Raw genomic sequence first — 15,983 nt, 5'->3', positions numbered from 1 at the left:
CCGCTCCGCGCCCCAGCGTGGGCGGTGCGACGATTCGACAAGCCCGCTCACACACAATAAGAGTGTGTGCCGCAGCCCTGTAGTAATGGAATGGACGCCCCCTTCCTAACGGCATCTATGTGCCAAAGTTAAAGTGTTACCCACACTTAGCGGAAGGGAGCGTCCTCATGCAGCTTACGACTGTTTCGGTTGACTTGGCAAAAACCGTGTTTCAACTTCACGCGATCGATCAACAAGGAAAAACAGCGCTAAGGAAGCGGCTTAAACGTGAGCAGGTTGTCCCTTTTTTTGCCAACCTGGAGCCCTGCCTAGTGGGCATGGAGGCATGTGGCGGAGCCCACTATTGGGCAAGAAAACTGCAGGCACTTGGTCATACGGTCAAGTTAATGGCTCCGCAATTTGTGAAGCCCTACGTGAAGTCGAACAAAAACGATGTAGCTGACGCAGAAGCGATCTGTGAAGCCGTTACTCGGCCCAACATGCGCTTTGTGCCGATCAAGACGGTAGAGCAGCAAGCTATTTTGGCGGTGCATTGCGCACGGCAAGGGTTTGTAAAGGCCAGAACGGCACAAGCTAATTCGATTCGTGGGCTCCTTGGAGAATTTGGCGTGGTCTTGCCTCAGGGCATTCGACATATCGTCGAGCGTTTGCCGGATATTTTGGAAGATCATGAAAACGCTCTTCCTGGATCGTTACGTCAACTGATGCAGCGCTTAATGGAGCATTTCAAAGAGCTGGATCGACAGGTCGTCGAGTTGGAACGAGAGATTCAACAATGGCATCGCAGCAATGAAGGCAGCTGCCGCCTGGCAGAAATCCCAGGCGTTGGCCCGCTCACTGCAACCGCGCTAGTGGCGTCAGTGGGTGACGCGAAAAACTTCAGTAACGGTCGGCAAATGGCGGCATGGTTGGGGTTAGTGCCGCGACAACACTCCAGCGGAGGCAAGCCCACGTTGTTGGGGATCAGTAAACGGGGCGATGGTTATTTACGCACCTTGCTGATTCACGGCGCACGCTCGATGGTTCGAGTGGTGGAGAGCAAGACAGATCCTTCGGCGGATTGGCTGAAGGGGTTATTGGCTCGTCGTCACACCAACGTTGCTGTCGTTGCCCAGGCTAATAAAACGGCTCGGATAGCCTGGGCATTATTGGCCCATGGCACCAAGTTCCGACCCGACTACACCCCCGACGTAACGGTGGCGTAGCCGGCCCGGTGGAATGAAAAAGTGATGCGTTAGAAGGAGTACTTCCAAGGTTGCTCAGGCGATCATGACGTGATGGCAAGACAGGTAGGACCGGGATCGGGTAACTCTGCCCTGCTCACAGCGCTTCGAGCGCGTTGTGGTGATAAGAGCCCGATCAGCGAATTCCATCAGGGACAGAGGCACCGCCTCACTTAAAGTCCGGATGTATGGCTGCAACCTTATCCCGTCTGTGTTTTCACGAATTGAGTGCTTGGCATACTGGGGGCGTCCATGTATGAGCAGGCTTGCCCTGCGCCGGGCTGCGGAGCAGCGCCGAAAACTGGCCAACCGTTTTTGCCTGGCACACCGCGGTGTCGGAAGAGAGGGCCGCTCCGCGCTCCAGCGCGGGGCAAGCCCGCTCACCACAATTAAAGTGTGTGCAGCTGCCCTGTAGTGAGCAGGCTTGCCCTGCGCCGGGCTGCGGAGCAGCCCCAAAACTGGCCAACCGTTTTTGCCTGACACACCGCGGTGTCGGGAGAGAGGGCCGCTTCGCGCCCCAGCGTGGGCGGTGCGAAGATTCGACAAGCCCGCTCACCAAAAAAGCTCACTGACCACAGCAGGGTTAAAGAAACCAGCGGTACTCACGCACACTTATCTCTTGTTGAAAGGCCAGATGATCCTGGCGTTTGTTTTCGCAATACACATCGACAAATTCCGCACCCAGCTTCTCGCGCACGCTGGGGTGCTGCTGCATGGTGCGTACGGCGTCGAGCATGTCCAGGGGGAAGTCGGTGCCGCTGGTGCGGTCCTCGTTCAAGGGCGCGATGGGCTCGCGCTGGGTGTCGAGGCCATGTTCCAGGCCGGCGAGGATCGCCGCGAGCACCAGGTACGGGTTGGCATCGGCGCTGGCCAGGCGGTGTTCGATGCGCAAGTTGCGCGGGTCGGAGTCGGGGATGCGCACGCACGCATCGCGGTCTTCGAAGCCCCAGCAGGCGCGGGTGGCGGCGTTGACAGTGCCGCCCAGGCGGCGGAAGGCATTGTGGTTGGGCGAGAAGATCGGCATGCAGTGAGGCAGCAACTCCAGGCACCCAGCCACGGCATGGCGTAGCGGTTGCTGCTGATGCGCCGCCAGCAAATTGTTGCCCGCGCCGTCATACAGGCTGACATGCACATGCATGCCGCTGCCAGGATGTTCCAGGTACGGCTTGGCCATGAAGCTGGCGCGATAGCCATGCTTGAGCGCCACGCCACGGGTGCTGCGGCAGAACAGCGCGGCCCAGTCGGCGGCGCGCAGGCCGTCGTCGAGGTGGCCGAAATTGATCTCGAACTGGCCGGGGCCGAGTTCAGCGGTAATCACCGTGATGTCGATGCCCTGGTCCTTGGCGGTCTGGGCCATATCGTCCAGGACTTCTGAGAAGCGCGACAGCCGCTCGATATGCAGGGTGGGCTGGTCGTCGGCGTCGTCGCTCAGCGGGTCGCGGGCAAATTGCGGCAGGCCGTGGTCGAGGGTTTTGTCGAACAGATAGAACTCCAATTCGAACGCCACCACCGGGTGGATGCCTTTGTGGTGCAGACGCTGCAGCACCTTGGCCAGCACTTCGCGGGGTTCGAATTCAATGGGGGCTTCGGTGCCATCGGAGGTGATCAGCATCTGGCCCAGAGGCTGCGATTCCCAACTCACCGGCTTGAGCGTGCCGGGTACCAGGCGTCGGTTAGCGTCCGGGTCGCCGTCGTTGAAGCAGTAGTCGCCGATCTTGAACAACCCGCCCTGGGTCCCCAGCAACACGGCATTCTGCGGCAGTTTCAAGGGGCTGCCGGCGGCGACTTTTTCGAGCATCTCGATCGGGTAGCGCTTGCCGTAGAAATGCCCGGGAATGTCCAGGGCGATCAGGTCGACATAACGCACATCCGGGTGGTGCTGGCGAAAGGTCCGTACTTCGGCCAGCAACGTGGAAGATTGGCTTTTCACGGGTGATGCTCCTAGTTGTAAACCCAGAGTACGCGGGCGGGCAGGTCGGTCAGGTTGGCGTAGCGGCAACGCGCAAAGCTGGGCAGGTGAAAGCTGTCGCCGGGGCCGAGGGTCACCACGTCGTTTTCACCGTCCACCCACAGCGTCAATTCGCCTTCCAGCACAAAACCGGCCTGTTCGGCGCGGTCGCTCATGCTCTGGTCACCGCTGTTGGCGCCCGGGGCAAGCAGGCTATCGAGCATCGAGAACGCGCCGTTCATGCTGGGGGAGACCAGGATGTCGGTGATGCCATTGGCGTAGTACACCGTGCGCCGCTCGTTGGGCCGGGTTACCCAGTCAATCGCCTTGGGCTTGGGCTGGCTGTAGAAGTAGGTGGTAGGCACATCGAGGGCGTGGCTGATGGCGGTCAAGTCCGCCACCGTCGGGCGCGACAAACCACGCTCGACCTGGGAGAGGAAGCCTACCGAGCGCTCGATCTTCTGTGCCAACTGGGCCAGGGTGAGCTTCTTGTGCTTGCGCAGGTCATGGATCAGGGCGGCGAGGGTGGCGAGTTCGTCTTGTGGCGTCATGAAATTTATTTCTTAAAATTTCATGAAAAATTACACGATTAATTTCATGCGGGCAATGGGCAGGTCGGGCAGGTGTGCTTTCCCTTTGCTAAGGCCCGCTGAATGATTCCGCCCCGCTGCGGTCGGAACCTGGGTACGCATCATTCATTGAAGGAGCACCTATGCAGTCCAAAACCCTAGCCGCTTGCGTGTTGGTAGCCGCCAGCCTGTCCACCGTCAGCTTCGTGGCCCAGGCCGGTGATACGCCCCAGGAAACCGTGCAGCCTTCTACGATCAACACCCGTGATTTGAAAGAGGGCGATCGTGCCCCGGACATCTTGATGCGCAAAGAATCCGCCGTCACCGACTGGAAAAAACGCGGCCTCAAGCAGCCTGAGGAAGACAGCCAATGGGCACGCGTCGGTGATCGTTTTGTGCTGCTCAAGACCACCAACGGCACGATTCTGGAGATCACGCCGGTCAAAAAATAACTCGCCGGCAGCGCCTGCTTTTTTGCAGAAACCTGGGTTATGGTAGCCGACCGCAATGGTCGCGTTACCTTCCAGGAAAGAGAGCAGGATGCTTGCCACAATCAAACATTACCCCCGCACCGTAAACCTGTTGCTGTGTGCCACCTTGCTGCTGACCTTGGCCAAGGCGATCACCTTTCCCTACCTGGTCATCTACCTCACCAGCCATTTCTCCCTGGATATCAGCCAGGTCGGCCTGGTGATCGGCAGTTCGCTGATTGTTGGCTCGTTGCTCAGTGTGTACGGCGGCTTCCTGGTCGATCGCGTCAACAGTTATCGCTTGCTGCTGGGCCTGAGTGTGGCGTTCGTGCTGGGGTTTATCGGCACGGTGCTGGCGCAGGATATCTGGACGTTCTATACCTGCCTGATTTTGATCAACCTGGCCTACGCGGTGATCGACATTGCGGTGAAAGCCGGGTTTGCCAGCCTGCTGCCCGAAGACGCGCGCAGCGAAGTGTTTTCCATCAAATACACCCTGACCAATATCGGCTATGCCGTGGGGCCGTTTTTTGGCGCGATGGTGGCCAAGCTGGATATCAGCTTGCCGTTTATCCTGTCGACCTTGTTGGGAGTGGGGTTCTTTATGCTGTACGCACGTTGGGGGGATCGCACCCTCGCCACCGCCGAGGTTGCGCAGAAACCGGTGTCGTTCCCTGCGGTGGGCCGCGTGCTACTGCGCGACCGTCGACTGGTGTGCTTTACCCTCGGCGGTTTGCTCAGTGCCGTGGTATTCGGCCAGTTCACCGCCTACCTGTCGCAGTACCTGGTGACGACCACCACCGCGGAATACACCTACACCGTCATCAGCGCGGTGCTCACCACTAACGCCGTGCTGGTGATCGCCTTGCAATACCTGATTGGCCGGCGCATTTCCCACCGTTACCTGAGCCAGTGGCTGATCGCGGGCTTGAGCATGTTTATGCTGGGGTTGATCGGGTTCGGGTTGTCCACCAGCGTGCTGGGGTGGGTGCTGGCGATGGCGGTGTTCACGGTGGGGGAGATTATCGTGTTTCCGGCCGAGTACATGTTTATCGACCGAATCGCCCCGGACCACCTGCGGGGCATGTATTACGGGGCGCAGAATCTGTCCAACCTCGGCGCTGCGCTGGGGCCGGTGCTATGTGGGGTGGTACTGGCCAGTCTACCGGCCCATTACATGTTCTACATGCTGGGCGCGTTTATCGTCGGGGGCGGGGTGTTTTACTTTATCGGTGCGTCGATAAAGGCAAGTCATCCAGCGTGAGCTTGCCCACGTTATTGCTTTGCAGCTCGTAGCGCAGTTCTTCGACCATTTTTGCCACTTCTTGCGGGGTATGCAGCCGGTTGGTGCTGATCCCTGTGACCACCAGATCCACCCGGCCGGTTTCAGCGTCGTAGACCTTCAGGGTCAAGGACGCATCCCGGCACAGGGTGAATTCGCAGGTCAGTGGCGATAGGCCTTCTTCGATGCAGTTTCGCAGTTGAGCGAGGGTGAACATGCGGTTTCCTTCAAAGCATGAAAAAGCGACGGCACAAGGTCAAAGCTCCCTGTACCCACCGGCTGAAGGTTAGGGATTGCAGACCCAGGCCATAAGGCGAATTCGCACTAGTGGCACTGGTGCATTTGCACTGTCAGCGTCTATTTTTCACCCTCAAGTCCCCTGCAAACAGCCCGCGTTCCCGCGCCCACACGATCGCCGCACTACGGCTGTGTACCCCCAGCTTGGAGTAAACCGTGGCCACATGGTTACGCACAGTGTTGGGAGCCAGTTTCAGTCGTGAGGCGATCTCCTTGTCCGCCAGACCTTCGCAGATCAACCCCAGCACATCGCGCTCGCGGGCGGTGAGGTCGGTGAAGCTCACATTCGGCAAATTGGGACTGTTAACGCTTTTGGCGTTGGCCAGTTTTTCGATCAGCGTCTGGCTGAACCATGAAGCGTCTTGCATTACCTCTTCGATGGCCGCTACCAGCTCCAGCTCTGAGCGCTTGCGCTCGGTGATATTCATCATGACCAACAGATAGCAGGGCATGTCCTGGATCACTACCGTGTCGGCCGAGACCACACAGTCGATCACTTCGTTACCTTTCTTGCGCACCTTGAGGTCTTGGCCGTCGAGATTGCCGGCCTTCTCGAGAGTGGCGAACAACTGCTCGCTCGCCGCGTTGCCGTCGATAAACCCGATTTCTTCGATGGATTTGCCGATCAGCTCTTCGCTGATGTAACCGGTAATGCTCATGAACGCTTCGTTGACGTCCACCACATGGCGATTGTCGGCGTTGCACACCAGGGTGGGCACGGGCGTCAGGCGGAACGACTTGGCGAAGCGTTCCTCACTCTGGCGCAGGGCGATTTCCGCTTTGCGCCGCGGTTCCAGATCCATGAAAGAAAACAGCATGCAATCTTCTTCGTTCATGTCCAGCGGTTGACCGGCAACGATCACCAGTTTGCTGCCGCCTTTGGGTAGTTTCAGTTCCGCTTCCATCTGTGGGATGGTGGCGCCTTCGCTCAGGCGCTGGATGGCCAGGTCCTTGCGCTCGGCCTGTTCCAGCACGTCCAGCTCGTACACCGAGCGACCGATCACCTGATCGCGGTTGTAGCCGGTCATCTCCAGGAAACCCTGGTTGACCTTGATGTAGCGCAGGTCGCTCAAGCGGCAGATCACCGCCGGCGCGGGGTTGGCGTTGAAGGTTTTTTCGAAGCGCTGCTCGGCGCTGGCCCATTGGGTGGCGTTGCTGAGGATCAGCACCAGCAATTCAGGTTCACCTCGTGAGTCGGTGATCACCAGGCTGCGCAGGCGGTGCACCCAGGTTTTGTCCGGAGTGGCCGTGGGCGTGACCTCCACGATCACATCGCTGAATTCGTCACCGGCCGCCGCGCGAGCCAGCGGGTAGCTGTCGTCCTGCAACGGATGGTTATTGCGATAGCGCAGCGAGAAACGCTCGGCGTACTGCTGCCCATTGGCGCCCAACCCCATCACGTCACCGACGCCATGCATGGTCAGCGCCGCTTCGTTGGCCCACAGGATGGTCTGGTCGACTTCGGCCAGAATCACACCGTCGGACAAGCCGGAGATGATTTGCTGCAATTGGCGGCGGTTGGTTTCTTTGGCAAGGACGTCCTGGCTCATGCTGTCTCCCGAAAAAAGCACATGAAAATTCCGACAGCCTTGGCTCGTGATAGTGCAAACAAAATGCAGGAGTGGTAGGTAAAAATGCACTCGAACGGGTGGTGCATTTGGCCTATTAGGGTTCAAGAGATGTGGTTAGGGGCGGGCCCTAACCACACACCTCAGTTTGCCAGCCAGCCGACGATCGGCACGATCATCAGCGTGCTCAACGCCATTGAGATCACGTTGCCGATATAAGGGTGGAAATGCGCGGGTAGCCTCGACGCAATCGCAAAGGCCAACGGTGGTGCGACCAGAGCACCGAGCAATGCGCTGGCGCCCATCACGGTCAAACTCCCGCCATGGGTCAACACCGCCGCCGGAACGACCGACACCAACGGAACATAGGTGGGGTACCAGCCGTGCCGTATCCATTGCCGACGCCATATCACCACGCCCGCTGCCGATGTCATTGCCTGTGCGCCGATCATGGACAGGAGCAGGCCAGAGCCATATGCCGGGCTCATGGGGTTGAGCGCATAAGCGAGCAGAACCCCCGCCAGCAGACCGAGACTGGCCAGCTCATTGCCGAAAAACGGCGCTTCGGAAAAGTCAGCCAGCACTCGGCGCAGGCTCCAGACAACACCATGGTCAGCCGGTACAACCGGAGCGGGCTTCTCGGGAGCGATGTAGTCCGAACGCACCAGCGAGGGCACTTTATGACACAGCGTAAAGGCGATCACGCTTCCAACGGCCATGCCCAATACGTTGCCGACCACGGCGGGCAAGCCCAGCGGTACGCACACCAGATTGACGATCAGCAAGCACATGGGCGTGACCAGCAAGGCACCCAGTACCGCGCCGTTGAGGGTGACCTTCCAGCCGCCGCCAAACATCAGCACCATCGCCGCCGGCAATGAAACGAACGCCGCGAAGGTAGGCTGCCAGGTGTCCGCCGTGACACTCCAGCCCCACAGCAGATTGCTCAGCAACAAGCCGATCAACGAACTGGTCACCAACCAGGGCCACAAGCCGGTGCCATAACAGATGGAAAAGCCTTGCCAGGCTTTGCCCTGCCGACTCGCCCACCAGGCCAGATAAGCACCACTCAACAGACCCAGGGATGCCAGCTCATGCTTGTAAAAGGCGACCTCGCTGATGTCGCCTGTTACCCAACGCAACCAGGCCGCCGGATCCGGCAAGGCTGTGACCATGTCGCGATAGCCCGGCCATGAACCTTGGTGAGTGGAGACCACATAGAGCATCACTAAGATCGCGATGGCTCCCAGGGCCAGGACGGTTAAATCCAAGCGTGAGCGCGTGGGTATTTTCTTGGTCAGTAAAGGCTCCATAAATCGCCCTCCGCTCAACGAGGCAGGGCAGGGTGGTGAGAGTAGCCGAGCATCTGATCGTACAAATCATGGCGGCGGTCTCTGTGCAGGTCATTGAGGCTGTTCCAGATCGGCGCGCTGCGAGCGCTGGTTACGTCGATGTCGGCAAACAGGATTTCCTGGCGATTGGCCGAGGCCACTTCACCGATCGGCCAGCCATTGGTGCCGGCGATCAACGAGCATCCGAGGTAGCGCGCATCCCGCTCTTGGCCGATGCGGCTGGCGGCGGCGATAAACACGTTATTCACGTGGGCGGCGGTCATCGTCAGATACGACGCCATGCACTTCCCGGCTTCATCGAACAGCGGCGGTGGCGTCCACACCCAGTTGTTCACGCTGCAGATAATATCGGCGCCTTGCTGGCTGAGGATGCGCGGCACCTCCGGGAACCAGATGTCCCAGCAGATCAACAGGCCGATGCGGCCTATGGCCGTTTCAAACACCGGGAATCCAGTATTGCCCGGTGTGAACCAGAGCTTTTCCAGGTTCCATAGATGGGCTTTGCGGTACTTACCGATAAAGCCTTCGGGCCCCAGCAACACCGCAGTGTTGAACAGCTGCCCATGCTCAATCTCGTTTAGACCGGCCACCAGGTACACCTGATGCTTGCAGGCAAAATCCGTCCATTCCCTTACGCTCTGGCCATTCGGCACGGCCTCTGCGTGATCGAAGGCATCCTGACGGCTGCTGAAGAAATATCCGCAATTGGCCAGTTCCGGCAGCACGATCAGATTCGCGCCACCGTTTGCCGCTTCGGCAGCGAGGGAAAGGCTTTGACGCAGGTTATCGCTTCGATTGGCGACTCCCACCTGTGGGTCGAACTGAATGACGGCAACGCGGGCGGGGCTTGTGGGTGTGCTCATGAGGTTGGCCTCTTATTGTTGTGCAACCGGATTTGGTTGGGTGTTTATAAGAGGCGGGTTAATGTTTAAATGAAAGTCAGATGATTCCTTTTGTGTTGTAGTCGGTTTCCTTTAGAGGATTGCATGCGCTGTTTTGTACTCGGGGTAGTCTCGCATGCTAAATCCACCGTTGAAGCTCGCCTTGGTTCTGTTACAGATGTTAATTACTGTGTCGACGGCGCCCCTGAAACAAGGCTCCGTCCAACCTGAATCAACAGAAAAGGATTCGCCGCATAGATAAAGTCCAGAGATGGGCGAGAAGTCTCTGTTGTATTTCATTAAGTCTACGGCCTCGTGATAAGTTCCCGGACGATAAAGCTTTGCACAGCCTAAAGAATTTTTATCTTGCATCCATCGCTGAACAATTGCCTGGTCGCGCCCTATATAAGGGGATATACGCTGTTTAATATTATTTGAGTTTAGAAGGATCCTATCTAGTTCTGCTATGCATTTGTCGACAAGTTCTTTGTCGGTGAACGATGAAAGCTTCATTGCGTCATCCTCCCATGTATAACTCAAGAGGATGCAGTCATAAGTGTCATTGTTGTTGTAGCGGTAAGTGTAAGCGTCATGAATGAAACTGTCGGTGACAATGGCTTGGGGTATTTTTTTGTTGAAGCTTAGGAATGTTTTTTTCAATGGTGCATATACTTTGCAGCTGCTTTCCCAATGAGCTGTCTTGTAGGCGGTTATCGTTTCGAAAGGCAGCATTTTTTGATCAAATCCCTCGAGCTGAATTTGCGTTTCTATCAGCCATGACGGAAGCGTCATGACGACTGAGTCAGCATCAATAAACTCTTGCTTGGTCATGAGAGGGGATGTGACGTTCCAATCGTAATAAACCCTGATTTTTGCGTTGCTAAGTTTTTTAAGTTTTGTGACAGCGCAGTTTGTCAATAATCCAGCAGGGTTTTTAATTAGATGTTCGTAAGGTGAGTCTGCGGTTTCGCGCGATTTTATAAAGAGTAGGGACTCTGCCAGCGAGGCGAGGCCAATATAGTTTGGTTTACTAAATTTTAGCCCTCTTGAATCACTGATTGTCCTTGCTTCAAGATAGGGAGATGGTATCGGTTTACCATCGCTATCCACGCGTCCGTGGATTAGCTGTAGATGACTGCTGAAGCCAAACATCGCTGTGCGTATCGGGTAAAGTGAGCATACATCGTAGAATGCCCCCCAACTGCCGTCACCAATACCGATAGAATAAAAAATAGCAGATTCCTGCGCGGTCATACCCATCCCGCCGAAATTCCCAGGATCAATCTGCGACCATTGATCTATGGCAGGCATCTTCACGAGATCACGAAACGAAGTTGCTTCGTATTTTTTCACGATCGCAGCCCACATTGTCTCCCAGTACTCGGAGCCGTAATGCTCGCAGATATGCAGTGTCATCCGCTCGGCAAAGGTTTTCCACTTGGTAAATACGAGGCGTAAGAGTTCTCCAGGCGGAGCCGTTTTTCCATCTGTATTTTTCCAAATAAGCATGTTCGGTTCACTATCCCCATCCAAGCATCCCTCACGCAGATAGATCCCGGTTGAATGGACTGTAGGGCTTCCGGGGTTTGGGAAATCGGAGTGGACCAGTTCAAACTCGCTGGCGTAATAAGCCATGAGGGACCGGCCATCTTTGGGAGGCTCATTTGTTTTGTTGAAAAAAGGCATTCTCATTGCACCTAACTCAAAAGGAGGGCGACCAACAGTGGCCGTGTTGTTGCTGCCGAGGGCCGTAAAGTGTCGGCCGCCTACGCGGCTCGACTTTTCAATCAATGTAATATTTTCGAAACCGCATCTATGCAATTCGCGAACAGTCGTTAAGCCTGTAATACCTGCACCTATTACGCAGATTTTGTGGCCTACGTCGGTCGCTTGGGCGATGCCATTGTCTTGCTCCACCAACATTCGATAGTCGAAACACAAGTCGGGTGGATTGGGGAATGAGGCTCTCCAATTTTTGTTAGCGTTTCGCTTTTTTTGACGATGCTCCCGGGCGATATCTGCGGGGTAATTGAAACTGGAGCCGATGGTCATTTTTAATCTTCCTGTTCAGAGGTATTGGTCACTCTTTAGGTTGAACATCAACACCGAATGTGAAAATCAGCAGCGTGTGATTTGAGGTAAAGGTAAGTCGCCGTCGCGTGTAGGTGGAGGGCGTCTGACGGTTGTCTCCAAGCTTGCCAAGCCCGCCCGATTCTGGGAAAACGCTGAGTTTTCAACTTTCAAAGAGTCCCTATGAACCCCAACGAACTCCAGATCACCGACATCCGCCCAGGCACCGGCAAAGCCGTGGTCAAAGGCGCGCTGATCACCACTCAATACACCGGTACGCTGGCGGACGGCACCGTGTTCGATTCCTCTTGGGAGCGCGGCAAGCCCTTCCAGTGCGTGATCGGCACAGGGCGCGTGATCAAGGGCTGGGACCAGGGCCTGATGGGCATGCAGGTGGGCGGGGTGCGTCGCTTGTTCGTGCCGGCGCATCTGGCGTATGGCGAGCGTTCGATGGGCGCGCATATCAAGCCCAACAGCGATTTGCATTTTGAGATCGAGTTGCTGGAAGTGCTGACGCGGGATGATTAATCCCTGGGCAAATGATCAGGAGGAGGGAGCGCGACATGGAGGTTTTGCCTGAATGCGGGGTTGAAGGCATTCGCGTGAGTGAATTGCACGCTGCCGACGAGGCGCAGTTGCAGTGTTTTTTTGAGCAAGCACCGGATTATTTCATCGCGGTAAATGGCGAGCCGGCCCGCCCGACCGAGGCGCGCGAAGAGCTACAGAGCCCGTTGCCGCCAGGCTGGCAGTGTCGACGGATGTATTGGCTGGGTTACCGCGATGCGGAGGGGCGACTGGTCGCGGTCGTGAACATGGCTGCCGATGTGCTTGCTGCCGGCGTGTGGCATATCGGTTTGCTTCTGGTGCACACACGCTTGCACGGCACCGGGTTTGCTCAGCGCCTGCATTCAGGCTTGCAAGCGTGGGCGGTAAAAAACGGTGCCCGATGGTTGCGGCTGAGTGTGGTGATCGGCAATCGCAAGGCCGAGCGTTTCTGGTCCCGGCTCGGCTATGTGCCGGTGCGCACGCGCGCAGGGATCGTCATGGGACGCCAGGAAAATAGCGTGTCGATTCGGGTCATGGCGTTGTGTGGCGCAGGGATGGATGAGTATTTGAGCCAGGTGCCGCGAGACCGAGCGGATGCCTCTTGACCCAGACTCTCCGTCGCCCAAGACGCCCTTCCTGAACCCATCCTGAAGAACTTTCTTATTCATCATGCAGAAACTTTCCTACGGTTTACTCTCCGGAAATCGGGGCGTAAGCTTCGCGCGTTTTCATCAATTGCGGAGACCCTCAGTGGGTACTTGTTCGAGTGACAGTAGTCGGCCGGTTCTGATAACCGGCACATACTTGGCAAGATAACGCGCATGCTTTCGATGCCGTTGTCTCGCCACTAACGCGAGAAGCGGCATCCCGGCCGCAGCCTGTCCTGGCTGTGCCTCGATCCTCTCTCATCGACGCTGACCAGCTCCCGGGTTCTCTCGGGCTGCTACGGACGCGCCTGCCTTTTATCCGGCGGGCGAGCCCGGTGTGACTGTGCCTGTTCGAGGGCGCGGTGCGCACGGGCCGTACCTGCACGACGGTTTCCTCGCGCAGGAGTAATACTCATGAACCTTGCTCTGCTTAAAGAGTTCTTCGCCGGCTTCCTGCGGACCCGGCACATTGCCCGGCACTTCCGTCGCCTGGCCATGCTTGAGACCGTCAACGACGCCAGCGTCAGCCGCGAAGTGCCGCCGACCCTGGCACAAACCCTGGTCGGCGCGGCTAACAGCAGCGCTGTGCAATTGCTCGGTACGCTGGGCAGCCACACCGACGGCCTGACCGCCGCCGAGGCCGACGCCCTGCGCGTGCAGTACGGCCTCAACGAGGTCGAGCACGAGCAGCCGCTGCCGTGGTGGGTGCACCTGTGGCACTGCTATAAAAATCCGTTCAACCTGCTGCTGACCCTGTTGGCGGTGATCTCCTGGCTGACCGAGGACATGAAGGCCGCCACGGTGATCTTCTCCATGGTGGTGCTCTCGACCTTGCTGCGCTTTTGGCAGGAGGCCAAGTCCAACAAGGCCGCCGATGCGTTGAAGGCCATGGTCAGCAACACTGCCACGGTGCTGCGCCGGGATGACGGCAAGCGCATCGAACTGCCGATCAAGCAACTGGTGCCGGGCGATCTGATCGTGCTGTCGGCCGGTGACATGATTCCCGCCGATTGCCGCGTGCTCAGCGCCAAAGACCTGTTTGTCAGCCAGGCGGCGATGACCGGCGAATCGATGCCGGTGGAGAAATTCGCCCTGCAGCAGGACGCCCAGACTCGTAACCCGTTGGACCTGGAAAACATACTGTTCATGGGCACCAACGTGGTTTCCGGTGCGGCCACGGCGGTGATCCTCACCACCGGCAACAGCACCTATTTCGGCGCGCTGGCCCAGCGGGTCACCGCTACTGACCGTGCCACCACCTCGTTTCAGCATGGGGTGAACAAGGTCAGTTGGTTGCTGATCCGCTTTATGTTCGTGATGGCGCCGCTGGTGCTGTTCATTAACGGCTTCACCAAAGGCGACTGGACCGAAGCGCTGCTGTTCGCACTGTCGATTGCCGTGGGCCTGACCCCGGAAATGCTACCGATGATCGTCACCTCGACCCTGGCCAAGGGCGCGGTATTTCTGTCGCGCAAAAAAGTCATCGTCAAGCGCCTGGACGCGATCCAGAACTTTGGCGCGATGGACGTGCTGTGCACCGACAAGACCGGCACCCTGACCCAGGACAAGATTTTTCTGGCACGCCATGTCGACGTGTGGGGCGAAGAGTCCGATGACGTATTGGAAATGGCCTACCTCAACAGTTACTACCAGACCGGCCTGAAAAACTTGTTGGACGTGGCGGTGCTTGAACATGTGGAAGTGCACCGTGAACTGAAGGTGGGTACGGCGTTTCAGAAAGTCGATGAGATTCCGTTCGACTTCAACCGCCGGCGCATGTCGGTGGTGGTGGCTGAACAAGGCCTGCCGCACCTGCTGATCTGCAAGGGCGCCGTGGAAGAGATTCTGTCGGTGTGCAACAGCGTGCGCCACGGCGACACCAATGAAGCGCTGACCGAAGAACTGCTGGCGCGCATCCGGCAGGTGACTGCTGCGTTCAATGAAGAAGGGCTGCGAGTGGTAGCGGTGGCCGCGAGGCCAATGACAGCGGGGCGTGACACCTACAGCCTGGCCGATGAAAACGACCTCACGCTGATCGGTTATGTAGCGTTTCTCGATCCGCCCAAGGAAAGCACTGCACCGGCACTCAAAGCGCTCAAGGCCCACGGCGTGGCAGTCAAGGTGCTGACTGGCGATAACGAACTGGTCACCGCAAAGATCTGCCGCGAAGTCGGCCTGGAGCAACAGGGCCTGCTGATGGGGAACGACATCGAAGCGATGACCGACGCCGAACTAGCCGTGGCGGTGGAAACCACCAACGTGTTCGCCAAGCTCACGCCGGCTCACAAGGAGCGCATCGTGCGCCTGCTCAAGGCCAACGGGCATGTGGTGGGCTTTATGGGCGATGGCATCAACGATGCACCGGCGCTGCGTACGGCGGATATCGGTATTTCGGTGGACAGTGCGGTGGATATCGCTAAGGAAGCTGCGGACATCATCCTGCTGGAAAAGAGCCTGATGATCCTGGAGGAGGGCGTGCTGGAAGGTCGGCGCACCTTCGCCAACATGCTCAAGTACATCAAGATGACCGCCAGCTCCAACTTCGGCAACGTGTTCTCCGTGCTGGTCGCCAGCGCGTTCATTCCGTTCCTGCCGATGCTGCCGATGCACCTGCTGGTGCAGAACCTGCTGTATGACATCTCGCAGATCGCAATTCCGTTCGACAACGTCGATGCGGACATGCTGGCCAAACCGCAGCGCTGGCAGCCGGGGGACGTGGGGCGCTTTATGTTGTTCTTCGGGCCGATCAGTTCGATCTTCGACATCACCACCTTCGCCCTCATGTGGTACGTGTTCGATGCCAATACACCGGATCACCAGACGCTGTTCCAGTCCGGCTGGTTCGTGGTGGGCCTGCTGACCCAGACGCTGATCGTGCACATGATCCGCACCCCGAAAATCCCGTTCCTGCAAAGCCGCGCGGCGCTGCCGTTGATGGTGATGACCGGCGTGATCATGGCGGTGGGCATCTTTTTGCCAATGGGCCCGCTGGCGCACTACTTCAAATTGCAGGCGCTGCCATCGCTGTACTTTGTGTTTTTGCCGGTGATTCTGCTGGCGTACATGGGGCTGACCCAGGCGGTGAAGGGCTACTACATCCGTAAGTTTGGCTGGCAGTGAAACGGGGCGA

General features: G+C 57.8%; 13 protein-coding genes. 6 read left to right on the top strand and 7 right to left on the bottom strand.

The window, feature by feature from the left end; translation table 11 throughout:
• Positions 1-167: 167 nt before the first annotated feature.
• Complete coding sequence (locus K1567_RS05915) at positions 168-1,205, top strand: IS110 family transposase (protein WP_099311725.1); 1,038 nt, start codon at positions 168-170, stop codon at positions 1,203-1,205.
• Between the two features lie 601 nt (positions 1,206-1,806).
• On the opposite strand, the gene K1567_RS05910 is transcribed toward K1567_RS05915, so the two are convergent.
• Together K1567_RS05910 and K1567_RS05905 are read right to left on the bottom strand one after the other, a co-directional pair.
• Positions 1,807-3,153 carry a glutamine synthetase family protein gene (locus K1567_RS05910; RefSeq protein ID WP_169903890.1) on the bottom strand — a complete coding sequence of 449 codons (1,347 nt, stop codon included), beginning with the start codon at positions 3,151-3,153 and terminating at the stop codon, positions 1,807-1,809.
• 11 nt (positions 3,154-3,164) lie between these two features.
• Positions 3,165-3,722, bottom strand: a complete 558-nt coding sequence (locus K1567_RS05905; RefSeq protein ID WP_034097224.1) for a helix-turn-helix domain-containing protein — start codon at positions 3,720-3,722, stop codon at positions 3,165-3,167.
• Positions 3,723-3,883: 161 nt separating this feature from the next.
• On the opposite strand from K1567_RS05905, the gene K1567_RS05900 reads away from it, so the two are divergent.
• Complete coding sequence (locus K1567_RS05900) at positions 3,884-4,192, top strand: RcnB family protein (RefSeq protein ID WP_034097230.1); 309 nt, start codon at positions 3,884-3,886, stop codon at positions 4,190-4,192.
• 88 nt (positions 4,193-4,280) lie between these two features.
• Positions 4,281-5,474 carry an MFS transporter gene (locus K1567_RS05895; protein WP_034115560.1) on the top strand — a complete coding sequence of 398 codons (1,194 nt, stop codon included), beginning with the start codon at positions 4,281-4,283 and terminating at the stop codon, positions 5,472-5,474.
• Here the strand turns inward: K1567_RS05895 and K1567_RS05890 are convergent.
• The 5 genes from K1567_RS05890 to K1567_RS05870 all read right to left on the bottom strand — a co-directional run bounded on the left by K1567_RS05890 (position 5,437) and on the right by K1567_RS05870 (position 11,642).
• Entirely contained in the window at positions 5,437-5,709 is a 273-nt protein-coding gene (locus K1567_RS05890; protein WP_034097233.1) for a DUF1652 domain-containing protein, read from the bottom strand. The genes K1567_RS05895 and K1567_RS05890 overlap by 38 nt on opposite strands.
• Before the next feature lie 133 nt (positions 5,710-5,842).
• Complete coding sequence (locus K1567_RS05885; RefSeq protein ID WP_034097235.1) at positions 5,843-7,339, bottom strand: helix-turn-helix transcriptional regulator; 1,497 nt, start codon at positions 7,337-7,339, stop codon at positions 5,843-5,845.
• A gap of 161 nt (positions 7,340-7,500) precedes the next feature.
• On the bottom strand, positions 7,501-8,670 hold the full coding sequence (locus K1567_RS05880; protein WP_220698252.1) for a hypothetical protein: 1,170 nt from the start codon (positions 8,668-8,670) through the stop codon (positions 7,501-7,503).
• 14 nt (positions 8,671-8,684) lie between these two features.
• Positions 8,685-9,572, bottom strand: coding sequence for a nitrilase family protein (locus tag K1567_RS05875; protein WP_034097236.1), 888 nt, complete (start codon positions 9,570-9,572; stop codon positions 8,685-8,687).
• 111 nt (positions 9,573-9,683) lie between these two features.
• On the bottom strand, positions 9,684-11,642 hold the full coding sequence (locus K1567_RS05870; RefSeq protein WP_220698251.1) for an FAD-dependent oxidoreductase: 1,959 nt from the start codon (positions 11,640-11,642) through the stop codon (positions 9,684-9,686).
• Between the two features lie 201 nt (positions 11,643-11,843).
• On the opposite strand from K1567_RS05870, the gene K1567_RS05865 reads away from it, so the two are divergent.
• From K1567_RS05865 to mgtA, 3 genes are all read left to right on the top strand, one after another.
• The gene (locus K1567_RS05865) at positions 11,844-12,188 is read left to right on the top strand and encodes an FKBP-type peptidyl-prolyl cis-trans isomerase (protein ID WP_034097238.1); all 345 of its coding nucleotides are present in this window, start codon (positions 11,844-11,846) and stop codon (positions 12,186-12,188) included.
• A 35-nt stretch (positions 12,189-12,223) separates the two neighbouring features.
• Positions 12,224-12,811, top strand: coding sequence for a GNAT family N-acetyltransferase (locus K1567_RS05860; RefSeq protein ID WP_220698250.1), 588 nt, complete (start codon positions 12,224-12,226; stop codon positions 12,809-12,811).
• A 456-nt stretch (positions 12,812-13,267) separates the two neighbouring features.
• The gene (gene mgtA / locus K1567_RS05855) at positions 13,268-15,973 is read left to right on the top strand and encodes a magnesium-translocating P-type ATPase (RefSeq protein ID WP_047882556.1); all 2,706 of its coding nucleotides are present in this window, start codon (positions 13,268-13,270) and stop codon (positions 15,971-15,973) included.
• Positions 15,974-15,983 lie beyond the last annotated feature (10 nt).

It is taken from the genome of Pseudomonas sp. S5F11 (assembly GCF_019641515.1).
GTDB classification, from domain to species: domain Bacteria; phylum Pseudomonadota; class Gammaproteobacteria; order Pseudomonadales; family Pseudomonadaceae; genus Aquipseudomonas; species Aquipseudomonas rhodesiae.
This window is presented reverse-complemented; position numbering and strand designations above follow the sequence as displayed.